Annotated in this window: 27 protein-coding genes; 14 read left to right on the top strand and 13 right to left on the bottom strand. The window is 34.7% G+C overall.

From position 1 onward, the window contains the following. The first annotated feature begins 17 nt into the window (after nucleotides 1-17). Nucleotides 18-1010, top strand: a complete 993-nt coding sequence (locus BT156_RS08055) for an enolase C-terminal domain-like protein (RefSeq protein WP_072408977.1) — start codon at nucleotides 18-20, stop codon at nucleotides 1008-1010. 45 nt (nucleotides 1011-1055) lie between these two features. Here BT156_RS08055 and BT156_RS08050 read toward each other — a convergent pair whose 3' ends face one another. Further along, a complete protein-coding gene (locus BT156_RS08050; RefSeq protein WP_072408975.1) occupies nucleotides 1056-1346 on the bottom strand; it encodes a c-type cytochrome in 291 nt (96 codons plus the stop codon). A 232-nt stretch (nucleotides 1347-1578) separates the two neighbouring features. Between BT156_RS08050 and meaB the strand changes: the two genes are divergently transcribed. Next, a complete protein-coding gene (gene meaB / locus BT156_RS08045) occupies nucleotides 1579-2568 on the top strand; it encodes a methylmalonyl Co-A mutase-associated GTPase MeaB (RefSeq protein WP_072408973.1) in 990 nt (329 codons plus the stop codon). Here the strand turns inward: meaB and BT156_RS08040 are convergent. Further along, nucleotides 2565-3101 carry a DUF4251 domain-containing protein gene (locus tag BT156_RS08040; RefSeq protein ID WP_072408971.1) on the bottom strand — a complete coding sequence of 179 codons (537 nt, stop codon included), beginning with the start codon at nucleotides 3099-3101 and terminating at the stop codon, nucleotides 2565-2567. The genes meaB and BT156_RS08040 overlap by 4 nt on opposite strands. A gap of 109 nt (nucleotides 3102-3210) precedes the next feature. Here BT156_RS08040 and BT156_RS08035 point away from each other — a divergent pair, with 109 nt between their 5' ends. Together BT156_RS08035 and BT156_RS08030 are read left to right on the top strand one after the other, a co-directional pair. Further along, nucleotides 3211-4017 carry a M48 family metallopeptidase gene (locus BT156_RS08035; protein WP_072408969.1) on the top strand — a complete coding sequence of 269 codons (807 nt, stop codon included), beginning with the start codon at nucleotides 3211-3213 and terminating at the stop codon, nucleotides 4015-4017. Nucleotides 4018-4108: 91 nt separating this feature from the next. After that, the gene (locus BT156_RS08030; RefSeq protein WP_072408967.1) at nucleotides 4109-4420 is read left to right on the top strand and encodes a hypothetical protein; all 312 of its coding nucleotides are present in this window, start codon (nucleotides 4109-4111) and stop codon (nucleotides 4418-4420) included. A 38-nt stretch (nucleotides 4421-4458) separates the two neighbouring features. On the opposite strand, the gene BT156_RS08025 is transcribed toward BT156_RS08030, so the two are convergent. From BT156_RS08025 to BT156_RS07990, 8 genes are all read right to left on the bottom strand, one after another. Next, a complete protein-coding gene (locus tag BT156_RS08025; RefSeq protein WP_066754354.1) occupies nucleotides 4459-5076 on the bottom strand; it encodes an outer membrane beta-barrel protein in 618 nt (205 codons plus the stop codon). Further along, on the bottom strand, nucleotides 5060-5875 hold the full coding sequence (locus tag BT156_RS08020; RefSeq protein ID WP_072408965.1) for an ABC transporter ATP-binding protein: 816 nt from the start codon (nucleotides 5873-5875) through the stop codon (nucleotides 5060-5062). Before BT156_RS08020 ends, BT156_RS08025 begins: the two co-directional genes overlap by 17 nt. After that, nucleotides 5875-6627 carry an MlaE family ABC transporter permease gene (locus tag BT156_RS08015; RefSeq protein ID WP_072408963.1) on the bottom strand — a complete coding sequence of 251 codons (753 nt, stop codon included), beginning with the start codon at nucleotides 6625-6627 and terminating at the stop codon, nucleotides 5875-5877. The genes BT156_RS08020 and BT156_RS08015 overlap by 1 nt, the downstream gene beginning before the upstream one ends. A gap of 82 nt (nucleotides 6628-6709) precedes the next feature. Beyond that, nucleotides 6710-8080 carry an exopolysaccharide biosynthesis polyprenyl glycosylphosphotransferase gene (locus tag BT156_RS08010; RefSeq protein ID WP_072408961.1) on the bottom strand — a complete coding sequence of 457 codons (1371 nt, stop codon included), beginning with the start codon at nucleotides 8078-8080 and terminating at the stop codon, nucleotides 6710-6712. Between the two features lie 44 nt (nucleotides 8081-8124). Beyond that, on the bottom strand, nucleotides 8125-8754 hold the full coding sequence (locus BT156_RS08005) for a 7-carboxy-7-deazaguanine synthase QueE (RefSeq protein ID WP_072408959.1): 630 nt from the start codon (nucleotides 8752-8754) through the stop codon (nucleotides 8125-8127). A gap of 7 nt (nucleotides 8755-8761) precedes the next feature. Continuing rightward, a complete protein-coding gene (locus BT156_RS08000) occupies nucleotides 8762-9646 on the bottom strand; it encodes a bifunctional 5,10-methylenetetrahydrofolate dehydrogenase/5,10-methenyltetrahydrofolate cyclohydrolase (protein ID WP_072408957.1) in 885 nt (294 codons plus the stop codon). A 100-nt stretch (nucleotides 9647-9746) separates the two neighbouring features. Next, entirely contained in the window at nucleotides 9747-11387 is a 1641-nt protein-coding gene (gene pgi, locus BT156_RS07995; protein ID WP_072408955.1) for a glucose-6-phosphate isomerase, read from the bottom strand. Nucleotides 11388-11626: 239 nt separating this feature from the next. Next, the gene (locus BT156_RS07990) at nucleotides 11627-12529 is read right to left on the bottom strand and encodes a DUF4349 domain-containing protein (RefSeq protein ID WP_072408954.1); all 903 of its coding nucleotides are present in this window, start codon (nucleotides 12527-12529) and stop codon (nucleotides 11627-11629) included. A 206-nt stretch (nucleotides 12530-12735) separates the two neighbouring features. Between BT156_RS07990 and BT156_RS07985 the strand changes: the two genes are divergently transcribed. Further along, nucleotides 12736-14094: an acyl-CoA dehydrogenase family protein gene (locus BT156_RS07985; RefSeq protein ID WP_072408952.1), complete on the top strand. Its 1359-nt coding sequence runs from the start codon at nucleotides 12736-12738 to the stop codon at nucleotides 14092-14094. Between the two features lie 90 nt (nucleotides 14095-14184). On the opposite strand, the gene BT156_RS07980 is transcribed toward BT156_RS07985, so the two are convergent. Then, nucleotides 14185-14562 (bottom strand): MauE/DoxX family redox-associated membrane protein, encoded by a 378-nt coding sequence (locus BT156_RS07980; protein WP_072408950.1) that lies wholly within the window; start codon nucleotides 14560-14562, stop codon nucleotides 14185-14187. A gap of 155 nt (nucleotides 14563-14717) precedes the next feature. On the opposite strand from BT156_RS07980, the gene BT156_RS07975 reads away from it, so the two are divergent. Then, entirely contained in the window at nucleotides 14718-14960 is a 243-nt protein-coding gene (locus BT156_RS07975; RefSeq protein ID WP_072408948.1) for a bacteriocin-like protein, read from the top strand. 62 nt (nucleotides 14961-15022) lie between these two features. Here BT156_RS07975 and BT156_RS07970 read toward each other — a convergent pair whose 3' ends face one another. After that, nucleotides 15023-16135 carry an AI-2E family transporter gene (locus BT156_RS07970; protein WP_072408946.1) on the bottom strand — a complete coding sequence of 371 codons (1113 nt, stop codon included), beginning with the start codon at nucleotides 16133-16135 and terminating at the stop codon, nucleotides 15023-15025. Nucleotides 16136-16290: 155 nt separating this feature from the next. Beyond that, nucleotides 16291-18696, bottom strand: coding sequence for an endopeptidase La (gene lon, locus BT156_RS07965; protein WP_072408944.1), 2406 nt, complete (start codon nucleotides 18694-18696; stop codon nucleotides 16291-16293). Nucleotides 18697-18955: 259 nt separating this feature from the next. Between lon and BT156_RS07960 the strand changes: the two genes are divergently transcribed. The 8 genes from BT156_RS07960 (at nucleotide 18956) to BT156_RS07925 (ending at nucleotide 26072) form a co-directional block, all read left to right on the top strand. Next, nucleotides 18956-21109 (top strand): SurA N-terminal domain-containing protein, encoded by a 2154-nt coding sequence (locus BT156_RS07960; protein WP_072408942.1) that lies wholly within the window; start codon nucleotides 18956-18958, stop codon nucleotides 21107-21109. A gap of 128 nt (nucleotides 21110-21237) precedes the next feature. Next, nucleotides 21238-22188 (top strand): MlaD family protein, encoded by a 951-nt coding sequence (locus tag BT156_RS07955; protein ID WP_072408940.1) that lies wholly within the window; start codon nucleotides 21238-21240, stop codon nucleotides 22186-22188. A gap of 8 nt (nucleotides 22189-22196) precedes the next feature. Continuing rightward, nucleotides 22197-23537 (top strand): 4Fe-4S dicluster domain-containing protein, encoded by a 1341-nt coding sequence (locus tag BT156_RS07950; protein WP_072408938.1) that lies wholly within the window; start codon nucleotides 22197-22199, stop codon nucleotides 23535-23537. A 92-nt stretch (nucleotides 23538-23629) separates the two neighbouring features. Continuing rightward, nucleotides 23630-24415 (top strand): (Fe-S)-binding protein, encoded by a 786-nt coding sequence (locus BT156_RS07945; protein WP_072408936.1) that lies wholly within the window; start codon nucleotides 23630-23632, stop codon nucleotides 24413-24415. 265 nt (nucleotides 24416-24680) lie between these two features. Then, nucleotides 24681-25061, top strand: a complete 381-nt coding sequence (locus tag BT156_RS07940) for a hypothetical protein (RefSeq protein WP_072408934.1) — start codon at nucleotides 24681-24683, stop codon at nucleotides 25059-25061. A gap of 145 nt (nucleotides 25062-25206) precedes the next feature. Further along, on the top strand, nucleotides 25207-25536 hold the full coding sequence (locus BT156_RS07935; RefSeq protein ID WP_185116583.1) for a hypothetical protein: 330 nt from the start codon (nucleotides 25207-25209) through the stop codon (nucleotides 25534-25536). A 14-nt stretch (nucleotides 25537-25550) separates the two neighbouring features. Next, nucleotides 25551-25739: a hypothetical protein gene (locus BT156_RS07930; RefSeq protein ID WP_072408930.1), complete on the top strand. Its 189-nt coding sequence runs from the start codon at nucleotides 25551-25553 to the stop codon at nucleotides 25737-25739. A gap of 42 nt (nucleotides 25740-25781) precedes the next feature. Next, nucleotides 25782-26072, top strand: a complete 291-nt coding sequence (locus BT156_RS07925) for a transposase (protein WP_034676731.1) — start codon at nucleotides 25782-25784, stop codon at nucleotides 26070-26072. Nucleotides 26073-26075 lie beyond the last annotated feature (3 nt).

Here is a 26075-nt window from a genome sequence, read left to right as displayed (position 1 = left end):
TTTTTGTAAATTTAATAATGGAATTACGCTTTGAACTTAAAGAATTACATTTAAAAGAAACATTTTCAATCGCTTACGGAAGCTATGATAAAAGAGATGTTTTACTCATACAGTTATCTCATCAAAATTGTAAAGGCTACGGAGAATGTGTTGCAATCGATTATTATCAAATTGATCTTAAAAGTTTTGTTTTAAAATTAAAGGAAATTCAATCGCAAATTGAAACTCAGAAAATTATTCATCCAAAAGAGTTTTTCAAGTTTTTATTCAATTTAAATCTGCATTCTTTCTTGCTTTCTGCGTTGGATTGTGCGTATTGGGATCTTTTCGGGAAACTGGAAAATAAAAGTTTTATTGAATTAAATCAACTTCCTTCTGAAAATTTGGTTGAAAGTTCGATCACTATTTCCGTTGGAGATATTGATAAACAGATTCAAAAAATTCAAGAAAGCAGTTGGAATAAATTTAAAGTGAAATGTAAGGGTTTAAATAAGAGTAATATTGAAAAACTTTTAGAATTAAATAGAAATATTGCTTTAGATTCTAACGCAAGTTTTACCGATGAAGATTGTCTTTGGTTTCAGGAAAATGCTGAGGTTCAGAAGTTTTCTTATTTAGAACAGCCAAGACCGATTGATCAGTATAAAGTATTGAATAAGACTGGTTTTGCTAATTGGATGGCGGACGAGGATTGTCAAAATTTAGCTTCTTTGGACGAATTAATTCCTTATTATAAAAGTGTCAACATTAAACTCATGAAATCTGGCGGTTTAACTCCAGCTTTAGAAATGATCAGGAAAGCCCGAGAATTAAACTACAAGATAATGATCGGCTGTATGACAGAATCTACCGTCGGAATTTCAGCGGGTTGCATTTTGGCAAGCCTTGTTGATTATGCAGATTTAGATGGAGCCAATCTTATTTCTAATGATTATGCAACAGGAAATTTTGTAGAGAACGGTAAAATAATCCTGTCCAGAAAACCGGGATTAGGAATTGAGTTAAAATAAAAAAGCCTTCAAACGAAGACTTCAAGTGTATTTAATTATAAGAAATTACTTTTTCACAGAAACGATATAATCGTAAACCCACTGATGTTGTTCATCTGTTAATTTCGCTTTTGGAGCCATAGAATTCATAATTCCAACCCATTTCACAGGAGTATGCGCTGTAGGATCCGGTAATTTATGACATCTTGTGCATGAGTTTTCAAAGATTGTTTTTCCCTGAGCAATTTGCTCTGCTGTAGAAGTTGACGCCATCGGAGCAGTTGCTGTCGTTGCTTTTGGAGTACAAGATGCTAATAAAACTGCAGTGAAGGATGCTATGGCAAATATTTTTTTCATGTTTAAACTATTTGATTGAAACAAATGTAGGGAATTCTCTATTTCATTGATGGTGCAACACTTAATTTAGAAGAAATACAAATTAGGAAAGTAGGGAAAGTGAATGGTGAATTCGTTTCACTCGTCAATGATGAATTTTTTTGAAAGTTTTTAATTTAAATATTTAAAAAAATTCACGAGCAAAGCAAATTCACTATTGACCATTCACGGTTTAATCCTTATTTTTGAACTAATGAAATTTTCTACACAAGAGCTTATAGAAGGAATACGGTCGGGCAACAAACGCTTGATCGCAAAAGCTATTACTTTGGTTGAGAGCAAAAAAACCGAGCATAGAATTCAGGCCGAGGATTTATTAAAACAAATCATGCCTTTCACCGGAAAATCTGTTCGTGTAGGAATTACAGGTGTTCCTGGAGCGGGAAAATCAACTTTTATAGAAAATTTTGGAAGACTGGCTATTTCTAATGGCAAAAAAGTAGCGGTTCTGGCTATTGATCCAAGCTCAGCCATCAATAAAGGAAGTATTTTGGGAGATAAAACCCGAATGGAAGAACTTTCGAAGGAGGAAAATGCTTTTATTCGCCCTTCCCCGAGTTCCGGATTTTTGGGAGGTGTTGCCAATACAACTTTTGAAACGATGATGATCTGCGAAGCGGCGGGCTACGATTATATTTTAATTGAAACCGTTGGAGTAGGGCAATCTGAGGTTTTGGTTGCCGATATTACCGATGTGTTTTTATTTTTAAAAATTATTGGCGGTGGAGACGAACTTCAAGGGATAAAAAGAGGAATTATGGAAATGGTTGACCTAATTTTCATTAATAAAGTAGATCAGGACAATCTCCAAAAAGCAAAAAATACAAGGTTGGAATTAAAAAGAGCGCTGGATTTTATTCCGCCCAAAGAAAAAGACTGGAAAATTCCTGTTTTGCTCGGTTCGGCTTTGCATAATGAAGGTTTGGGAGAAATTTATGCTAAAATTGATGAATTTATCGATTTAAAAAAGAAAACTCAACGCTTTGAAGAAGTGAGAACTCACCAGGCAGAAAAGCGCTTTGAATATTGGGTTCAGGAATATATTTTAGCAATGATGAAAAAGAGTGATTCTGTGGAAGAAGCTTACCTTGATCACAAAAAAAATGCTTCGACAATGGTTTCAAATCCAAGTACCGAAGCAAAATTATTTGTCGAGAAATTTCTTTCTAAAGACTCTGATTAAGGCTGTTTTGGTGTAGTCTCTTCATTTTTAGAAATATATCCATCATAAGAAATCGGTTGTCTGTCATTACTTCTCACTGAGGTAAATGCTTTTCCGTTTTTATAAACTTCTATAATGATCTCATCTACATTATTGACATCGTTAGGCTTGATCTTAATGACCCATTTTCCTTTTTTATTCTGAGATTTATTAACCGTAAAATCTTTTGAAGTGAATCTGTAGCTGTTATCACCACCAATATTTGCACTAAATGATCTTCCAAAATAAGGAAGTACCACATCCAACGTATTGTTTTTTACTACAATGGTATAGTTCCCGTTCAGATCCAGAATTCTTGTTGCCGTAGAATTCGGCATAGAATTCATCACTCGGATAACATCGTAATTGGTAGGGTTGGCTCTTTGAGCATAAAATGTAAACTCCTGAGAATTTACCAATGCATCAACTGTTTTAGAATCTGTATCCTGCGCAGAAAAGCTCTGGAAGAAGAACAAAAATCCAAAAACGAATATGATTGAAATATACTTTTTCATGATAGTAAAATAATTATTAAATTTATATAGCAAAATGTATGCAAATATATTCTTATAAAATATTTTTGGAATAGAAATTGTTAGGCTTGAATTAATAACACTCGAATATATGAAAATAACACATCTATTAGGAATCGGAGCTGTGGCTCTATCGGTTGCAGCTTGTACAACAAACCCAATAACGGGGAGGTCTTCTTTGCAAATTGCAAATAATTCGGAAATTTTAACAATGTCTGCACAGGAATATAAAACGACATTGTCTAAAGGCAAAGTAATCAGCGGGACAACAGATGCTAAAAGAGTGGTAAGTGTAGGAAGCAGAATTAAAAGTGCTGCAGAAAGATATTATCAAACCATAGGTAGATCTGCGGATCTTGCGAATTACAGCTGGGAATTTAATCTTTTACAAAGCAGCGAACTGAATGCATGGTGTATGCCGGGCGGGAAAGTTGCCGTTTATACAGGAATTTTACCTATAACTAAAAACGATAACGGTCTTGCTGTTGTAATGGGACACGAGGTTTCTCACGCATTGGCAGGTCATGGAAATGAAAGAATTTCTCAGGCAATGGTAGCTCAATATGGAGGTTCTATTCTTGGTGGAACAATTTCTAACTCTCAATGGGCAGGAATCTTTGAAAAAGTTTATCCTATCGGTTCTCAGGTTGCTTTATTGAAATACGGAAGAAATCAGGAGTCGGAAGCGGATGAAATGGGATTATATTTAATGTCTATGGCCGGATATGACCCAAGAGAAGCTGTCCCTTTCTGGAATAGAATGGAATCCGCATCTACGGGAGGCAGACAGCCAGAGTTTTTATCAACCCACCCTAATCCTGAAACAAGAATTTCAGATATTAATAAAGACCTTCCGAAAGCTTTGGAATACTATAAGGCTGCAGGAGGGAAAATCTAAATAATACAGAATTTTAATCTTGAATAAGGCCTTATTAAATTTTTAGTAAATTTGGTAAGGCTTTTTAATTTAATCACTTAAACACAATATTATGAAGAGTTTATCAATTACAGGACTTATACTTTTGGCAGTTTCCACATTACTGTTTTATCTTACAACCGATTTTACTGTTGACAAAATAGGTCTTCCGCATATTATGGGCGTTATGGCGGGAGTTGGTATTGGTTTAATTATCGGTGGGATGGTTGGTTATGTAAGTAAAGGAAGCGCCATCAAAGCGGATCAAAAGAAAAAAGAATTCAAACAGTTACAAAAAGATAAAGAAGATCTTGAAAAACAGGCCGCAGAAATTGCAAAACGTGAAGCAGAACTTCAGGCTCAAAATAATAATCCTCAAATTTAAAATTTGAGGATTATTTATAATTGTTATTTTCGAATCAATTAAAATTTATAACCTACACCAACCATAAATAAGTTGGGTCTGTTGTCATATCTGATCTCTTCACCAGATACTTTATTAATGAAGTTTCTGCTATCCTTACCGAATGCACCTTCATATTTTGCGTTCACAATCAATTTCTTGATTTCAAGCTGAGCTCCGAATTGGTAGCCAACCGTAAAGTTATCTCTTGCATTTTCTGAGAAATCGTTGTAAGTATCTTCTTTGCTCAAGTTATAGCTTGCAACAGGTCCGATAAATACACCCAGCATATCTCCAACCACTTTGTGACCTACAAGAACAGGTAAATCGATACGATTGTTTTTAATATCAAAAGTTGTATTAGAAACAGGATCTGTAAATTCGTTTTTAAAAGTGGTGTAATATAGTTCCGGCATTAGGAAAAATGACATCGGAAGGCTTGCTTTCAATGATAATCCTATGTTGAATCCTACATTATTTTTACCTGTATTTTCTATTGCAGCATTGGCTGTGTTAGAAATGTTTTTCCAAGAAGGCGAACCTGTTGGAAAAATTAAATTTGCCTTACCTGCAAGCGAAATCTGTGCAGTTGCAAACATAGAAAACCCTATTAAGGCTATACTAAATACCTTTTTCATTATCGTCTAGTTTAGTTATTGTATTCTCAATAGTTTTATGATTCTCGAGTAAATACTCTCTCAATTCTTTAAATAGCTCTGATGAATAAACGAAGTCAATAAGATTTTTATTGCCCGCTGTGATCAGAACATCTTTATTTCCTTCCCATTCTTTGATACCTAATCTCAGATAAACGATCTTTTCACCAATCGTCATTACTGAGTTCATATCATGGGTATTGATGATAGTTGTCGTGTTGTATTCTTTGGTGATTTCGAGCAAAAGATCATCAATTACATTAGATGTATATGGATCTAATCCTGAGTTGGGCTCATCACAGAATAAATATTTCGGGTGATTTACAATTGCTCTTGCAATCGCAACCCTTTTTTGCATCCCTCCGGAAATTTCAGATGGAAATTTTCTGTTGGCTTTATCTAGATGTACCCTTCCGATTACTTCAAAAACCCTTCTTTTCTTCTCTCTGAAAGTTAGGTTCGTGAACATGTCCAAAGGAAACATAATGTTTTCTTCTACTGTTAAAGAATCAAACAAGGCACTTCCCTGGAATAAAGTTCCGATCTCAGAACGTAAATGCTGTTTTTCTTCTCGGTTCATTACATTAATGTTTCTTCCGTCAAAAAGGATCTCTCCTGACGAAGGCTGATAAACATTCAATAAACTTTTAAGGAAAACTGTTTTTCCGGAACCACTCTGTCCAATAATTAAGTTGACTTTTCCTTTCTCAAAAGTGGTTGTAATACCTTTAAGTACTTCAACTTCTTCAAAACTTTTCTTAAGATTTTTTACCTCAATCATTAGCTTAATACTAATTGGGTTAATACTAATTCTGAAAGGATAATGAAAACCATCGTCCAAACCACAGCCTGAGTACTTGCTCTACCTACTTCCAATGAACCTCCTTTTACGTTATACCCGAAATAAGAAGGAACGGTTGCAATGATAAAAGCAAAAACAATTGTTTTTAAAAATGCATAGAAGATAAATAAATTAGGCATAAACATCTGTATACCAGTTATATAATCAGCTTTTGTCCAGTTTCCGGTTAAAACTCCTGCAAGATACCCTCCGCCAATACCAAAAACGATACTGATGGCAATAAGGAGTGGATTAAAAATAACGCACGCAAGTATTTTAGGAAGTATCAAAAAGTTAGGTGAATTTACTCCCATAATATCTAATGCATCAATTTGTTCAGAGACCCTCATTGTTCCAATACTGGAAGCAATATATGAGCCAACTTTTCCTGCCAGGATCAGACTGATAATGGTAGGTGAAAATTCTAAAACCAATACAGCTTTCGTTGCATAGCCTACAAATGCAGGTGGAATTGGGAAAGATGAAGAGTGGAAGTTGTTATACATCTGAATAGCAACTACCGCCCCAACGAATATAGATGTGAAGATAACCAACCCAAAAGAGTTGACTCCTAAATCATTAATTTCTCTCATGAACAGCTTCCAGAAAACCCTCATTTTCTGAGGCTTCTGCATGGATTTACCCATGAGGATAATGTATTCTCCTATTGCTGTAAAAAACTTTTTTAACATTCTGCTAAATTAGACTTTTTTTATTTAATTGATATTAAAGCTAAGGTTAGGGTTTGGTTTTAATCTTATTCTCAGCCTTACTTTATTTTGCATTTTTATCCCCTGTGATCACCAGTAATACGGTTTTCAAAATGATGACCATATCCAAGACAAAACTCCAGTTTCTAACGTAAAAGGCGTCTGCCAGAATACGTTTATTCATTTCCACTTCTTTATCGCCCGAATCTCCGCGTAGCCCGTTTACCTGTGCAAGACCCGTAATTCCGGGGCTTACCATGCTTCTTAAACTGTATCTTCCGATCTTCGGTTTATAATAATTATCAACGGCTAACATATGGGGTCTTGGCCCGACAATTGACATTTCACCTTTCAATACATTAATGAATTGTGGCATTTCGTCAAGACTTGTTTTCCTTAAAAATTTACCGATTTTGGTAATTCTCGAATCATTTTCCTCAGTTGTTTTGGTGGAAGATTCTTCATTGACAATCATGGTTCGGAATTTAATACAATTAAAAACCTCTTCATGAAAACCGTATCGTTTCTGCAAAAATAAGACCGGACCTTTAGAAGTACTTTTTATTAGTATTGCAATGATTGGAAACAACCATGAACAAACAAAAATTAATATAAAGAATGAAAAGGTAATGTCAAAAATTCTTTTCAGTAAATGATTTGAATAATAATCTAAAGGATATCTAGCCTGATTTAAAACGGGCTGAGTCTGAATATACGCCAGATCATAAAGGAAAAAATCACTTTGTGTGATACTCGGAACCAATGAAATGTGAACTTTATTAGCTTCTGCCAGTCGGAAAATTTCATCTTCTGTTTTTTCATCAAACGAGTTTTCTGATGGAAAAAATAAAGTATGTATTCCATTATTTTTCCAAAATTCTATCAATTCAGAAGAATTGATTTCAGATTTATTGTATTCAAAAATTTTGTAACCATAATCTTTTCTTTCACTGAATATATTTTTTAATATTTCTGTAGAACTGTTTTCATTCAGAAACATTATGTTTCTATAATTAATACCCAGACTACGGAAGTACTTGATACCGAAATAAATAATAGATTTTGCAAAAAATATAAAGAAAAAAAGATAAAATGATAACCAGTAAATGTCAGAATTAAAAAATACGTTATAGCTTACTTTTCCGATCAATAAAACCCCAAGGATAAACAGCAAAAAGTGAATTAAAAGGCGTTCGAGAAATAGGGTATACGTTAAGTTTCTCGGAATATTATAAATTTTTGTTCTGCCGCTTAAAAGCATCCAGAACATAAATAATAAGGCCAGAGAAAAAACATTTTGATACCAGGTTTCCTGATTGTACTTTAAATTTTCATTTCTACTTACAAAAAAGAATACGAAAACAGACGCTATAACCAAAAGGTCTAGCAAGATAATTATCGACTTTAAATATCTGGAATATCGAATTCTTTGCATCTATCGGCTTTTATAACGGATACGAAGAGCTAAATTACGTTTTTTTATGGTATATTAAGATATTTATGAGTCTGAACTGATGCCTGCCACTCCGGATGCTCTAAAATAAAATCCGTAATTTTAGGATACATCTCATCACGTTTGCTCCATTCGCTTTGAAGATATAATCTACAGTTTGCTGAAACCTTTGCAGCCTGCTCTTGTGCAAATTTAAGGTCGTTATTATTGAAAACAATTACCTTAAGCTCGCTTGCCTTTTCATAAATTTCCTCTTTTGGAAGCCCTGTTTTCTTTGGTGAAAGCGTAATCCAGTCGATATGCCCGCTCATAGGATATGCTCCCGAAGTTTCAATATGAATCGTGCATCCCAATTCTTTCAATTTGGATGTTAAAATATCAAGATTCCACATTAGGGGCTCACCGCCTGTTAAAACAATGGTTTTACAATGTTTGGCAGCTGTTTCTGCAATTTCTTCTGCATTCATTAATGGATGTAAAGTCGGATCCCAACTTTCTTTTACATCACACCAATGACACCCGACGTCGCAACCTCCCAATCTAATGAAGTATGATGCTTTTCCCGTGTGTGCTCCTTCTCCCTGAAGAGTGTAAAAATGCTCCATCACAGGGAGCATTTTACCTTCTTTTAATAAAATATCTTCTTCTTTATTCATTTTAAAATTAGTCGTTATAGACTGAAGTCTTATAAGCAATGATGGTGTTTTTCATCAACATCGCTCTTGTCATAGGTCCAACTCCTCCCGGAACTGGTGTAATCCAGCTTGCTTTTTCTGCACAGCTGTCAAAATCTACATCACCAGCCAAATAATATCCTTTTGGAGAATCGTTGTCTACTCTTGTGATACCTACGTCAACAATTACTGCGCCGTCTTTGATCATTTCACCTTTTAAGAAGTGAGGATCACCTAAAGCCGTAATGACGATGTCTGCTTTTTTAGTATATTCTTCAATGTCTTTTGTGTAAGAATGTGTAAGTGTAACCGTTGAATTTCCAGGGAAATCTTTTCTTCCCATCAAGATACTCATTGGTCTTCCTACAATTTTACTTCTTCCGATGATGACACAGTCTTTACCTTTTGTTTCAATATTGTATCTTTCCAATAATGTTAAAATTCCGAATGGTGTTGCAGGCAAGAAAGTATCCATTTCCAAAGCCATTTTCCCGAAATTGGTAGGGTGGAAACCGTCAACATCTTTTCTTGGATCGATCGCGTTAATGATTTTCTCCTGATCAACCTGATCGGGTAAAGGCAACTGAACGATAAATCCGTCTACAGATTTATCCTTATTAAGTTCCTCGATTTTTTCCAACAATTCAGATTCAGAAACCGTGCTTGGAAATTTAACTAGGCTAGATTGAAAACCAACTTCTTCACAGTCTTTTACCTTAGCATTTACATACGCCTTGCTCGCTCCGTTGTTTCCAACAAGAATAGCAACCAAATGCGGGGCTCTTCTTTTGCCTGCAATGATCTTATCAACTTCAACCTTGATTTCTGCTTTTATTTCTTTGGATACTTTTAATCCGTCAAGAATTTGTGCCATTTTACTTTTTATTACTTTATTAGATTTTAGATATTGAAAATGAATGCTTTAAATGAGTTTTACTTTCATTATTTCATCAAATCATTCATCAATTATCTTGTTATTTATTTCCTTTATAATAATTAATCAATCCATTCGTAGAACTATCATGAGAGCTAATTGCTTCATTATTTTCAAGTTCCGGCAAGATTTTGTTTGCCAATACTTTTCCTAATTCAACTCCGAATTGGTCGAAACTGAAAATATTCCAAATAACTCCCTGAACAAATATTTTGTGCTCATACAATGCAATCAACTGACCTAATGAAAATGGAGTTAATTCATTGAAAATAATTGAGTTAGTAGGCGTGTTTCCTTGGAAGACTTTATAATTTAGCAAGAAATCAATTTCTTCATCAGATTTTCCTGCATTTTTCAGTTCTTCTTCAACTTCTTCTTCTTTTTTTCCGAAGGCAAGTGCCTCAGTCTGAGCGAAAAAGTTAGCTAATAATTTATCCTGATGATCAGAAACTTTGTTTGGACTTTTCGCATAGGCAATAAAATCAGCGGGAATCAATTCTGTTCCTTGGTGAATCAATTGATAGAAAGCGTGTTGTCCGTTCGTACCTGGCTCTCCCCAAATAATTGGCCCTGTTTCATATTCTACAAATTCACCGTTTCTGTCAACACATTTTCCGTTACTTTCCATATCTCCTTGTTGAAGATACGCTGCAAATCTGTCTAGATATTGAGAGTAAGGTAAAATTGCATACGTTGTCGCCGCATAGAAATTACGATACCAAATTCCCGTTAATCCCATTAAAACAGGAATGTTTTCAGAGAAATCTTCTGTCTGGAAATGTTGATCTGTATCAAAAGCTCCTGTTAATAATTGTTCGAAGTTTTCATATCCAACTGAAAGAACGATACTTAAGCCGATCGCGCTCCAGAGTGAATATCTTCCTCCAACCCAATCCCAGAATTCGAAGATGTTTTCTTCTGCAATTCCGAAGTCTTTAACTGCCTGAACGTTAGTTGATAAAGCTACAAAGTGTTTTGCCACATCTTCCTGTTTTCCAGCTTTCAAGAACCAATCTTTTGCTGAATTGGCATTGGTCATTGTCTCCTGAGTCGTGAAGGTTTTAGAAGCAATGATAAATAAAGTTGTTTCAGGATTTAAGTTCTTTACAACTTCTGCAATATGATTTCCGTCTACGTTTGAAACGAAGTGAACGTCTAATCTTGTTTTAAAATGTTTTAACGCTGAAACGACCATTACCGGTCCTAAATCTGAACCACCGATTCCGATGTTCACAACATCAGTGATTTCTTTTCCGCTAAAACCTTTATGTGATCCTGAAATAATGCTTTCAGAGAAAGATTTCATATGGTCTAAAACTCTTTTGATCTGTGGTTTGATATTTTCACCGTCAACCAAAATTTCTTTATCAGAAAAATCCCTCAAAGCTGTATGCAGAACTGCTCTTCCTTCCGTTTCGTTGATCTTATCTCCCGAAAACATCTTAGAAATGGCATCTTTCAACTGACATTCTTCCGCTAAATTTAATAAAAGTTCTTTCGTTCTTGAATCAATTAAGTTTTTAGAGTAATCAAAAAGAAAATTTTCCCTTTTTAATGAAAACTCTTCAAAACGGCTCGGATTGTATTGGAAAAGGCTTCTTAATTCGAAATCATTTCCTGCAAAGTGTTCATCGAGAGCTTTCCAGCTGTTTGTTTGTGTAGGATTTATTTTTGATAACATATATTTCTTAGGGATTTAGATTATTAATTCCAGAAATTAATTTTTTGAATAAAAATTTCTAAAAAAATGTTGCAGTTAAATTTCTAATTTGCAAATTTAAGGAAAAAATGAATGGGGTGAATGTTTGTGATTGATAAGAAATATTTAAATTTCAAAAAAACTAAAACCTCCGCAGTAAATACGGAGGCCAATAAAATCTAAAATTATGTTGATAACCAAGACGGTTAGGATAGTTTCAATTAAATCTGATCAGGCTTTTTAAAATATTTTCTTTTTCTCAACAAATAAATAATCGCTGTTGTGATCAATAAAATGGGCCAAATCGTAATTAATCCCACCACAATTCTCTGAATTAAATAAAAACCTTCCACAAAAGCATTTTTCGCATCATAAATGAAATTGAATTTATATTTATTGTCAATGTTTTTCGTGTTGGTAACGGCGATTTCGGCAATTCTAAGTTTGGGTTCTTTAATGTAAATGTCAACGGTGCTGTATTTCAAATTATCTGCAACGTTCATATTTGCCAATTGCTGTTGATTATTTTCAGACATATTATCGTCGTCTAATTTCACTTTGTCTTTATTGGCTTTTAATTGAGAAATATTTTCACTGCTTTTTTTTATTCTTTTTCCTTCCAGTTCAGCGTATTTAATTCCGGCAGTTACATCTTCTGCATTGATAATTCTTGAGTTTAAGAATAATTTTTTATCATTAATTAAAGTTAAAAGTTCACCCAATTTATCAGTCGGAACACGAACCTGCATCGTATTTTCAGTCTGAAATTTTTTAACCAACATCGCGTCATTGCTTGAAGTATTGTAAGTGTCTTCCGAAACTACATTACTCTGTAAATTACTTTTTGTGACAAATCCGCCAAGCTCCTGAATAGATTTTTCAATGGAAATTGTTGCTTCATATACGTCTTTCACTTCCATATTTACTTCTGCAGTTTTGATGAATTGCTTGTCTTTCACTTTCATGGTTGCAGCAGACGAAACACTGTCTGAAACTACGGCTGCTGCAGAATCTGCTGTAGCTTCAAGCTCATATTTATTGGCTGTAGCTTCTCCTTTTTTACATGAATGAATTCCTAATAAAAGAACTGTTGCTAATGATAATTTGATGTAAGTAGTTTTCATAAGTAGATGTTTTAATGTTTTTGCTTATCCCAAAGTTGAGACTGAGTCATTTGTAATGTTTGAAAATTGCGAGTAAAAAATTTGTAAAGCAAAAAGTTGATTTAATAGATTGGAAATCAATATTTTGTAAAATAAATATAGCTGAGTGATTTATTTTTCGGATTGATTTTTGCATATTTTTTACAAACCAAAATCATACGATAACTATGTCTAATACTTTTTCCAAAATCAGAAACGCGATAGAATTATTCAGATCAATTGATTTTGATCAGCTAAGTGTAATTTCTCAAAAGGTTGATCTCCCCAAACTGATGCAGAACTTTTCTACATTAGACGATAAACAATTGGGAGGATTGATGAAAATGCTCGATCCCAACAAGAAAAAGAAAGAACTTCCGCCGATTGACGGAGATTTCTACGATATTTATCACACTTTGACGCCTGAGCAAAGAGAAATTCAACTTAAAGTAAGAGCTTTCATGGAAAAAGAAGTGAAACCTTTGGTAAATCATTATTGGCTGAGAGATGAATTTCCACACGAATTAATTCCAAAATTTCAAAAGTTGAATATTTGCGGAGTGACTTACGAAGGTTACGGCTGTCCCGGAATGCCATTTTTGATGGAAGGAGTTATTGCCATGGAAATGGCGAGAATTGATGCTTCTATTGCTACATTTTTTGGCGTTCAGTCCGGTTTGGCGATGGGATCCATTTATATTTGTGGGTCTGAGGAGCAAAAACAAAAATGGCTTCCTCAAATGCAAAAATTTGAAAAGATCGGAGCATTTGGGCTAACAGAACCTGAAGTTGGTTCCGGAGCGGCTGGCGGATTAACAGTAACCTGCAAAAAAACTCCTGAAGGCTGGATTCTGAACGGCCAGAAAAAATGGATAGGGAACGCAACATTTGCTGATTTAATTATTATTTGGGCAAGAGATTTAGACGATGGTGAAGTAAAAGGTTTTATTGTTGAAAAAGATAATCCTGGTTATGCAGTTGAGAAAATTAAAGGAAAAATGGCGTTGAGAATTGTTCAAAACGGATTAATTACATTGACAAATTGTTTAGTTACCGAAGAAAACAGGCTGCAAAATGCCAATTCATTTAAAGATACAGGAAAAGTATTAAGAATGACAAGAGCGGGAGTTGCCTGGATGGCAACAGGTTGTGCAAGAGGAGCTTACGAGAGCGCTTTGGCTTATACGAGAACGAGAGAACAATTCGGAAAGCCGATTGCTTCTTTTCAAATGATTCAGGGGCATTTGGTTGAAATGTTATCCAATCTTACCGCAATGCAAACGATGGTTTTCAGATTGTCTGAAATGCAGGATGAAGGTATTTTAAAGGATGAACACGCTTCTTTAGCGAAAGTTTTCTGTACGCTGAGAACAAGAGATATAGTTTCCAGAGCGAGAGAAGTTCTGGGAGGAAACGGGATTTTGCTTGAATATGATGTCGCGAGATTTGTTGCTGACGCAGAAGCAATTTATTCTTATGAAGGAACAAAAGAGATCAATTCACTGATTGTCGGAAGATCGATCACTGGATTTAGTGCATTTGTATAAAATTGTGAATGGTGAATAGTCAATTTGCTCCGCAAGTGAATTTTTAAAATTGACAAGCAAAGCAAATTGACTATTCACCATTCACAATTTTCAGCTTACTAAAGCTTTATATTTTTCTTTGTTATCAATAATAATCCAAAGATTGATTAAAAACAAAACGGCAGAAATTCCGATTCCCATTGAAGAAGGTGCTCTGCAAACGTTGTGTAAAACTATTCCGACCATTACAGGTAAAATTACGATTGCACCTAAAGCTCTAGTTTTTGGAAAGATAAATAATAGGCCTCCAATAACTTCTACAGCACCGACTAAAGGCATCAGCCATCCGATTTCTCCGAAAGCCGCGAAAAGTTTTGTTTGATCAGCTGTAAGAGCTGGCATTGGCATGTAGTGTAAAAACTTATCGAGACCGGCATTAATAAACATAAGTCCGAAAAGCAGACATAGAATAAATTTAACGATTTTCATGATTAATAAATTTTTATCAAAAGTAAATAAAATTCTTATTTATTAAGTAATTTGAAATAGATTCCATAAAATTCTCTTTTTAATAAAATATATTCCTTGGATGTTGTTGAATTTTATATATTTGTTTTACAAATTATAATTAAACAAGTATTATTATGTTGAAAAATCTTAAAAAACTAAATCGTGGAGATTTAAAAGGTATTAATGGAGGTATTGAAAAATGTGACATTGGGCCTGTGGGATGTCCTTGTAAAATTCCAGCTGGTCATGAATGTTTAGGCGGTTCTGGAGGTGGTCCTGATGGCCCTGTATATGGATATTGCCCAAATGATGGTTCTTATATTCTTTGTGATCAATATTGTTCAGATGGAAGACAGCCTCTTTGTCCTCTAGGATAAAAAATATAAAAGCCCTCAATTTGAGGGTTTAATTTTTATATTATTTGGAGATTACTCATAACTCAATCCATCTCTTTTAACGTAATATTCTTCGATATTTTATAACTCTTCTTCTTTTTATTAGGCTTTTCTTCTTCGCCTAATAATTTTCCCCAAGGTTTTAAGCCTTCCACTCTTTCAAAAATAATCTTAATAATGGCAATGGCCGGAATACAAAGAAACATTCCCGCAATTCCCCAAAGATGTTCTCCCAAAAGAATTCCTACAAAAGAAAATAAGGCATTGATCTTCACTTTTGAGCCTACTACAAATGGCAAAATAATATTTCCGTCAACAATGTGAACGGCAATATAACCGATCATTACGTAGATGCAGGTGGATGGGGTAGCGGTTGCAAAGGCAATGAAACAAGAAATCAACAGCGAAATACATATTCCCAAATATGGAATTACATTTAATAATCCGGTTAAAACTCCAAGAAGAATGGCATATTTTACGCCTAAAATAGAAAGAACAACAGAAGTAAGGATGGATACAATAAACACCTGCAGACAAAGACCGATGATGTATTTCTTTGTCATTACTCGTACTTCGTTCACTACTTCCTGTACACTGGCTTTATGTTTTTCATTAAAAACTGTAACGATGAAACTATTTAAAATTCTTCTATAATTTAATATAAAAATGAAGAAAAGAATAAAAAACACAATAAAGCCAAGACCGGTTGAAAATATTCCGAAAGTAAATCCTAAGATAACACCTGATGAAGATAAAAGCTTACTTAAACCTTGATTAAGATAATCTAACTGTTCATCAATCTTAACATGAAAAGTATCTGATACCCAATGTTGTAAATTGTTAAAAACAGTATTGAACTGCATCCTCAAATGCGGAAGATCTTTGCTGAAGCTTGATAACTGAGATCCAAAGAAGTAGATAAGTCCTGTTAAAATGGTTAGCATGATTAAAACGGAAGCCATTGTGGATACCGTTCTTGGAAATCTTAATCTCCTTTCCATAAAAGTGGCGATCGGCAAAAACAACATCGCCATCAAAAATGCCAAAAAGAAAGGAGCCAAAATACTCTGCCCCAGCACCAAAAGATAGCCCAGTCCAATAATTGAAATCACAACCAAAGTGAGTTTGACAAGGAAAGGAAGTTTGAGAAAATTCATAAATCAAAATCTATAGTATAAAAATACTAAAACCCTCTGACTTGATGGCTTTTTTTCATTAAATTAACTAAAATTCTATTTAAAAATGGCGAAAATAAAACACGCCCCAAAGATTTGAGACGTGTTTCATTTATTGAGAAGTTGAATATGTAAATTTATTTTTCAAGGGCAATTTCTACCACTTCTTCCATTCTGTTGACGTAATGTACGTTTAGGTTTTTAAGATAATCTTTCTTGATTTCCTCAACATCTTTTCTGTTGGCTTCGCAAAGAATAACGTCTTTAATTCCTGCTCTGGTTGCTGCAAGAAGTTTTTCTTTAATTCCGCCTACAGGAAGAACTTTACCTCGAAGAGTAATTTCTCCAGTCATGGCAAGATGTGGTTTTACCTTTTTATTTTTAAAAGAAGAAACCATTGAAGTCAGCATAGCAATACCCGCAGAAGGACCGTCTTTTGGAGTAGCGCCTTCAGGAACGTGAACGTGAATGTTTTTCTTTTCAAGATCGTCCTGAGAAATTCCCAGTTCATCGTGCTTTGCCTTAATATATTCCAAAGCAATGGTTGCCGATTCTTTCATTACCGTTCCCAGGTTACCTGTCATCGTTAATGCTCCTTTTCCATTGCTTAAAATACTTTCAATGAATAAGATATCTCCACCGACACTTGTCCAGGCAAGACCCGTTACAACTCCCGGAACTCCTGTGATTTCAGATAAACTTTTCGGTCTTGGAACACCTAAGATTTCATCTACTTTTTCAAGAGAAATTTTAGAATCATATTCTTTAACCAAAGCTGTTTGCAGAGCTACCCAACGAGCGATGGAAGCCAGTCTTTTCTCTAAGGATCTTACCCCGCTTTCGGAAGTGTGTGCTTCAATAATGTGTTTTAATTCAGGATTTCCAAGTTTGAAAGATTTTACCGTCAAACCGTTTTCTTCCTGTTGTTTTTTAATTAAATGTCTCTTGGCGATCTCTATTTTTTCCTCCAAAGTATAGCCCGCAATCTGAATGATCTCCATTCTATCCAACAACGGAGTTTGAATGGTTGATAATGAGTTTGCTGTTGCAATGAACATTACTTTAGAGAGGTCGTAGCCCATTTCTAAGAAATTATCGTAGAAAGCTTTATTTTGTTCAGGATCAAGAACTTCAAGAAGTGCCGAACTCGGATCTCCGTGAATTCCTTTTCCAACTTTATCGATCTCATCCAAAACAATCACAGGATTAGATGTTCCGGCTTTTTTGATGGATTGAAGAATTCTTCCCGCCATCGCGCCAATGTATGTTTTTCTGTGTCCGCGGATTTCGCTTTCGTCATGAAGTCCACCCAACGAAACACGAACATATTTTCTACCCAAAGCATCAGCAACAGACTTTCCTAATGAAGTTTTACCAACTCCCGGAGGGCCTACCAATAATAAAATAGGGGATTTCATGTTATTTTTCAATTTCAAAACAGCCATGTGTTCCAAAATTCTTTTCTTAATGTCTTCTAGTCCGAAATGAGCTTTATCTAAGATCTTTTCAGCTTTTTCGATGTCAAAAGTATCTTTGGTGAACGTATCCCAAGGAAGATCTGTAAAGAAATCTAAATAATTTCTCTGAACATTATAGTCCGGTGAGTTCGGGTTTTGGCGTTGTAACCTATTGATTTCCTTTTGGAAATGTTCTTCAACTTCAGCATTCCATTTCTTAGTGCTTGCTTTTGTGATTAAATCTTCAACATCACTTTCCGGTCCGCCACCCAACTCTTCCTGAATTGTTCTAATCTGTTGATTTAGAAAATATTCCTTCTGTTGTTTGTCAAGATCCTTTGATGTTTTTTGATGAATCTGATTTCTTAATTCTAATTTTCTGAAATCTTCATGCATCATTTCATAGCACTTATTGGCTCTTTCCATTAAGTTTTTCTCTTCAAGCAGGCTTTGCTTTGCACTTGATGGGAAATTAGCGTTGGTACAGATGAAATTTAAAAGGTCATCGTTATTATTGATGTTTTTTATGGCAAAATTGGCCGCATTAGGAATATTCGGGTCAAGCTCAATTATTTTTAATGCTAAATCTTTAACATTCTCCAATAAAGCTTCATATTCTTCTTTATTTTTAGCTTTTCCATCTTTTAATTTTGAAATTTCAGCCTTGAAATAAGGTTGAGTCTCAATGATTTTTTTAATCTTAAATCTGTGGAAGCCCTTAGTAATAGCCGTGATATTACCTTCAGGAAGTTTTATTATTTTAATAATTTTCGCTAAAGTTCCGGTATGATATAGATCTTTTTCCGTAGGTTGCTCAATATCTGAGTTTTTCTGGCTTACAATTCCGATGAAATCTCCGTTTATTTGTGCTTCTTCAAGGAGCTGTATAGATGCTTTTCTTCCTGCAGTAATAGGAATTACCACATTAGGAAACATTACCATATTTCTTACAGGAAGGATAGGGAATATTTTTTGTTCTGAATTTTTTTCAGTCTCCGCAAGATCAGAAAGATTGATTTCCTCGGCTACAATATCAAATCCGTCACTTATCATTTCCTCTAAACTTATATCTTCAAATTCTGTCATAGTTAATCGAATGACAAATTGTCATTTCCGTTTTAAATCGTTAAAGTAGATTTTCATAATATGCTTTGAAAATGTGCGGCATATTATATTGTTCTAAAATGCACAATACCTATGCCATTTGTTTTTTGCTAAAAAATACGGTCAAAATTTCCTTTTTTGAATAAATAAAATTTTAAAAACTAAAATAAAGAACTAGGATTTCCGTAATTTCTTAAAAATGTGTATTTTCGCAAACTGATAAAAAACTATAATTTATAAAATGGCAATTTTAGGACAGATTAGGAGTAAGCCTTGGCTTTTGATGGGAGTAATTGCACTGGCGCTTTTGGCGTTCCTGGTGAATCCCGATAGTATTGATAAGGTTTTTGGTAAAAATCCTGATGTTTTAGGAAAAGTAAATGGTGAAAAAATTACCCGTGAGGAGTATAATGATCAGCTTTTCGTTCTACAACAGCAGGCTGAGCAGCAAAATCAACCGAAAAATGGTCTTGAAGAACAGGCTTGGCAGTTATTGGTGCAATCCAAACTGATTAAGCAGCAATTCGAGAAAATGGGGTTTGAAATGACGGAAGATTACTTCTGGAACCAGATTCAGTATGATCAGATGTTTGCTCAACAAAAACAGTTCTTTGACGAAAAAGGAAACTTTAAGACTCAGGAGCTTAAAAAACAGATCGAAGAAATGAAGGCTGCAAGTCCTGAAGGGTACAACCAGTGGTTGAAAACCAGAAAATCTGTTGAATACAGACTAATGGCGAGACAGGTATTTGCAAATATTTCTACAGGTGTTACAACAGGTAAGAAGGAAGCAGAAGAATTAATGAGAGAAAGAGATCAGTTAGCTGATATCGATTTTGTGAAAGTGGATTACACTGCTTATCTTCAAAAAACTAAAATAAACGTTAAGACTGAAGATCTGGCTAATTATATTAAGCAGCACCCTGTGATGTTTAAAACAGAGGCCAGCAGAAATATCGGTGTAGTTTATTTCCCTTCTCAGCCAAGTGCGGCTGATGATGCAGCAGCTCAGAAAGAGATCACGAAACTGTTCTCTGGCGGTACTGATGCTAGTGGAGGAAAAGAAAACTTCCAGAATACAACGAACGATTCTATGTTTGTAACGGCTAATTCTGATATGCCTTTTAATAATCAGTATTTAAAGCCAACTCAATTGCCACAAGCTGTACAGGGACAGATTGCAACTGCAGCAGTTGGACAGATTTTTGGGCCTTACAAAGAGCAAAACTTCTATGTAGTTTCTAAATTAGTTGGTAAAAAGACTTCGGATTCTACATTGTCTAGACATATTCTTATTGCATTCAAAGGAAGTCCTGCAGGGGAAGGCGTTACAAGATCTAAGGAGCAGGCTAAGAAATTGGCAGATTCTATTGGAGCTATCGTAAAAGCAAATCCTGCTAAATTCACGGAATTCCTTAAGTTATCAAATGATCCAAACTCTGCTGCTCAAGGTGGTAGCTTAGGATGGACGACTCCTGAAACTCCTTTCGTTCCTGAATTCTTAACGTATTTAGCGAACAATCCTAAAGGTGCAACCGGTGTTGTAGAAACTCAATTCGGATATCATATCATCAATATTGAAGATAAGAAAGCCGGATCAATGGGTTATAAAGTGGCTAACTTAGTGAAAGCTATCAAGCCTTCTGATGCTACTGAAGCTGATACAGACAAGAAAGCAAGAAGGTTTATCCAGCAAGTTCAAGGGAAATCTTTCAACGATTTCGTGAATATTGCTAAAAAATCAAACTATCAATTCTCAAATCCTAAACAGGCTAAGAGATTTGACGGACAAATTCAAGGTTTAGGAACAGATAAAGATGCTGAAATCTTAGGTTGGGCTTTTGATAAAAAAAGAGAGAAAGGGGATACAGAATTCTTTACTGTAGAAGGAACAGGAGATAAAATTGTAGTTTACCTAAACGGAAAACAAGAAAAAGGTCTTGCAGATCCTGAATCTGTAAGAGATCAGATTGAAACAATTGTTAAAAATAAATTAGCTGCAAAACAAATCTCTGATAAGATTGCTGCTGCTAAAGCGACAAGTCTGGATCAAATTGCTAAATTATTTGCAACAACAAAACAATCTGCACAGGTTAACTTATTAAACCCATCAGTTGCAGGTTCAATGGAGCCTAAAGTAGCTGGTGCTGCATTTGGTGTTGCAAAAGGAAAAGTTTCTAATCCGGTTGAAGGCGGAACAGGAGTTTATGTTTTAATCAAAAAGAACGAAACTACCAACAAACAACCTGGAGATCTTAAACAGTTCACAGAGTCTGTTACTCAGAGAAACTCAGGAATGTTCGGGCAGGCTTGGTTAAAGAGCTTACAGGACAATGCTGATATCGATGATTACAGAATCGAGATCTGGAATAAAGTAGGAGCTCAACAACAATAAGAAATTTAATTTCATTCATATAAAATGCGGCAAAGTTTTTGCCGCATTTTTTGTATTTAACGCAGAGCAATAAAAGAAAACATTAATTTAAAATGTGTTATATTTGCTCATTAGAAAAAATTTAGCAAGTGAAGTTCAGTAAAGAATTAAAAGCTGGCGTAATAGCAATTTTAGCCATTGTTGGCTTTGTGATATTATTCCAATTTATGAAAGGAAGAAGCCTTTTTACTACCGATAATATATTTTACGCGAAATATGATAACGTTGAGGGATTAGCGCAATCTTCTCCCGTCTCTATCAATGGATTGAAGGTTGGGCAGGTTGACAAAATCGTTCCTCAGACTACAAAAGACGGAAAAATTCATTTTATCGTAAAAGTTACTGTTGATAATAATTTTGAGTTTTCAAAACAGTCAACACTTGAAATTTTTGAACCGGGATTAATGTCAGGTAAAGAAATGAGAGTTAATTTGGCATATGGCGGAGCATCTGCAAAAGATGGCGATACTTTACAGGGAGCTTTCAAATTGGGTACTTTGGGAAGCCTTTCTTCTCAGGTGGGTCCGGTTAAAGATCAGTTACAAACTGTTTTATACCGTGTTGACTCTTTGATGGCAAACGCTAACCAAGTTATGAATGCACAGAACAGAGAGGAGATCAGATTATTGCTTGCTAATCTTAACAAAACTGTTGGTGCTTTACAAACTACTGCGGGAAGTGTAAATACTTTGGTAGGTCACAATGATCCGAAACTTCAAAAAGTATTGGATGATGCAAGTGTAACAATGCAGACAGGTAAAGTTACTTTAGATAAATACGGAAACCTTGCGGAAAGTATTGATACTAAAAAGTTAAATGCTACCATTGCTAATTTAGATGCTACAGTAGGAAAGCTTAACCAAGTTATCGGAGGTATTGATAACGGACAAGGAAGTTTAGGGAAATTGATGAAAGATGAACAGCTTTACAACAATCTGAACTCAGCATCTACCAACCTGAACTCGTTAATTGAAGATATGAAAGCCAATCCTAAGAGATACATCAATTTCTCGGTTTTTGGTAAGAACAATAAAGATTAATACAGCTTATGCAATATATCGATAATATTATTTTTCTGATTTTATTAGTTGCAGGGTTTGGGCTTTTTGCAAAAAGTCTGCAAAAGATATATAGAAATATCAGATTAGGAAGAAAGATCAACCGAAGTGATAATAAACCGGAACGCTGGGAAACCATGGCACGAGTTGCAATGGGACAAAGCAAAATGACGGCGCGTCCTGTTGCCGGAATTTTACACCTTTTTGTGTATGTGGGTTTTGTTATTATTAATATTGAATTAATAGAAATCATCGTTGACGGAATTTTCGGAACTCACAGATTTTTAGCAACAATTTTCGGACATACTTTTTACGGTTTCTTTACGGCTACATTAGAAGTTTTAGCACTTCTTGTAGTGATTGGTGTTGTAGTGTTCTTCATCCGTAGAAACTTCTATGGTGTTAAGAGATTAACAATGAAAGAGCTTTTCGGATGGCCAAAGAATGACGCCAACTGGATTCTTATCATAGAATTTGCCTTAATGATGGCCTTCTTTAAAATGAATGCATCTGATCTTATTCTACAAACGAGAGGCGTGGAAGGTTTTCATCATCTTGGATCATTTCCGATTAGCGAAATGATTTTTGTTCCGTTTTTAGAAATTTTCAGTTTTGATAACGGATTCTTGATATTTACTGAGAAAGCAGCTTGGTGGTTCCACTTTGTGGGAATCCTTTTCTTTATGAATTATCTTTACTATTCAAAACATTTACATATAATTTTAGCATTCCCAAGTACTTGGTTTGCCAATTTAGAGAAGAAAGGGAAATTCAACAATTTAGATTCTGTAACTAAGGAAATTAAATTGATGATGGATCCCAATGCAGATCCTTACGCTGCTCTGGCAGAAGGTTCGGAAGCTGATGTTCCCTCTAAATTTGGTGCTGAAGATATTTTTGATTTAAATCAGGTTCAACTGTTAAACGCTTATTCTTGTACAGAATGTGGTCGTTGTACCTCAGTTTGTCCTGCGAATATTACAGGTAAAAAACTTTCCCCGAGATTGATCTTGATGAAAACAAGAGACAGATTGGAAGAAGTTGGAAGAAATATCGACAAAAACGGATCATTCGTTGATGACGGTAAAAAGTTGCTGAATGATTATGTAACCAAAGAAGAACTTTGGGCGTGTACGACTTGTAACGCTTGTACTGAAGCCTGTCCTATATTATTAGATCCGCTTTCTATTATTTTTGAAATGAGAAGATTCTTAGTGATGGAACAGTCCGCTGCTCCGCAGGAATTAAATCTAATGATGACGAATGTAGAAAACAATGCTGCACCTTGGCAGTATAATCAGGCAGATCGTTTGAATTGGGCGAATGATTAATTTTTCAGTATAAAAAACTTCAAATCGAGGATTGATTGAACTTGAAAATTTTAAATACACTTTACATTAATATAAAATACATTTTACAATAAATGGATTTGCATATAAAAACAATGGCAGAATACGCTGCCGAAGGAAAATCACCCGAAGTTTTATTTTGGGTTGGCTGTGCGGGAAGTTTTGACGACCGCGCCAAAAAAATTACGAAAGCATTTTGCAAAATACTCAATAAAATAGGCGTTGAATTTGCTGTTCTAGGACAGGAAGAAAGCTGTACCGGAGATCCTGCAAAACGTGCCGGAAACGAATTCGTTTTCCAGATGATGGCTTTAACGAATATTGAAGTTCTGAATGCTTATGAAGTTAAAAGAATCGTAACGGCTTGTCCACACTGTTTCAATACACTGAAAAATGAATATCCAAGTTTAGGAGGGAATTTTGAAGTGATACATCATACGCAATTCCTTAGAAAACTAATGGAAGAGGGTAGATTGAAAATTGAAGGGGGAGCTTTCAGAGGTAAAAAAATTACTTTCCATGATCCGTGTTATTTAGGAAGAGCAAATAATGAGTACGAAGCGCCAAGAATGTTGCTTGAAAAGTTAGATGCCGAGCTTGTAGAAATGAAACGTTGCAAGACCAACGGTCTTTGCTGTGGAGCGGGAGGCGCACAAATGTTTAAAGAGCCTGAAAAGGGTAACAAAGACATCAATATTGAAAGAACTGAAGAAGCTCTAGCTTTAGAACCTAAAGTGATTGCTACAGGTTGCCCATTCTGTAATACAATGATGACAGATGGTGTGAAGCACTTTAACAAGAATGAAGAAGTTGTTGTTAAAGATATTGTAGAGCTTTTAGCGGAAGCAGAAGATTTATAAGAAAATAATTATTTTTATATAATATTAAAACTCAGGAGCGATCTTGAGTTTTTTTGTTTTTAATTTAAAATGAAGTAATTTATTAACAATATGAAGATGTATGTAAAATTTTTTTATTGATTTTTAAAAAAATGGAATTTTATTTTTATTGATATTTTACTAACATAGAATAGTACGTAACATGTTGAATTAAAATATTTTAAAAATAAATCCTCAATTGTGGAAAATAATATTAGCTTTGCAAAAATATTTAAAAAACACAATTATGAAAAAATTGTTATTGATTGCAAGTGTTCTATTATCTACTCTTACATTTTCACAAACTTGGAATATAACAGGGAATGCAGGAACTACTCCCGCAAATAACTTCGTAGGAACAACAGATACACAAGATTTAGTACTTAAAACAAATAATTTAGAAAGATTGAGAGTTCATTCTTCAGGAAGCGTAGGTATAGGTACTGCTCCTGATCCGAGATTAATTTTAAGTGTTCAGGGGCAATCTGCTTTTGGAGCAAATATAAATAGTGACGTTTTCTATATTGGTAATGATCATCCAAGTGTAGATAATGGGATGTCACTATTTTTTATGAGATATGGAAAATATCAGCCGAATAATCCGGGAGTAATAGATGTTGCCGGATGACCTACATCAAGTAAATATGAACTTTTTTTCTCTTTAAAAGCTAATGGTAAGCTTTTTCTAGGCACTTCGGCTAACAGTTCTTGCGGAGATTGTAGTGAATATAGATTATTTGTTAAAGATGGGATAAGAGCTGAAAAAGTAAAAGTTGATCTTGCTTCTGCCAACGGTTGGGCAGACTATGTATTCAAAAAATGATTATAAGCTTAATTCATTAGAAGAAGTAGAACAACATATTCAGGAAAAAGGGCATTTGCCGAATATTCCATCGGCTGATGAAGTGGTGAAAAACGGTATTAATTTAGGTGAAATGGACGCTAAACTTCTCGAGAAAATTGAAGAACTTACTCTTTATTCGATTGAACAGAATAAGCAGATAAAATCTCAATCTGAAAAAATTGAAAAGTTAGAAAAGCAATCCGAAGAACTTAAGAAGCTGAAAGAGCAGGTTCAACAACTTCTAGATACTAAACACTAAAAACCAAAGAACAAATGAAAACAAAACTACTTTCTATATTCTCACTGTTTATAAGCTTTTTAGGTTTTTCTCAAACTGAAGTTTATTTTAAGTACGATGAAGCAGGAAACCAACGGTACAGAGGAACTAATGTTAACGGTAAAAATACTGAGGAACCCCAAAAAGCAGAATCTAAAGTAACACCATTAGTTTGGAGTTGCTAACTTTGTTAGGACACAATTCTTATACTCTTTATCTTTAAGAGTATGAAAAAGATCAGAAAAAATTACAGTCTAGAGTTTAAGATCCAAGCAGTATCTTTAAGTGAGCAGCGAGGCAATGTATCCTCGGTAGCTGAAGAATTGGGGATCTGTAAAGAAAGTCTCGTTAATTGGCGAAAACTTCACAAAGAAGGTAAACTTAGCAAGGAAAAACAAATATCCTCTGATCCAATAAGGGAAGAGTTATTGAGACTTCGCAAAGAACTAGAAGAAACAAAGCTTGAACGTGATATCTTAAAAAAGGCGGTAGGCATCTTCTCCAAGAGAGACGGGTAAGAT

The organism is Chryseobacterium limigenitum, from assembly GCF_900114875.1.
Lineage (GTDB): Bacteria > Bacteroidota > Bacteroidia > Flavobacteriales > Weeksellaceae > Chryseobacterium > Chryseobacterium limigenitum.
This window is presented reverse-complemented; position numbering and strand designations above follow the sequence as displayed.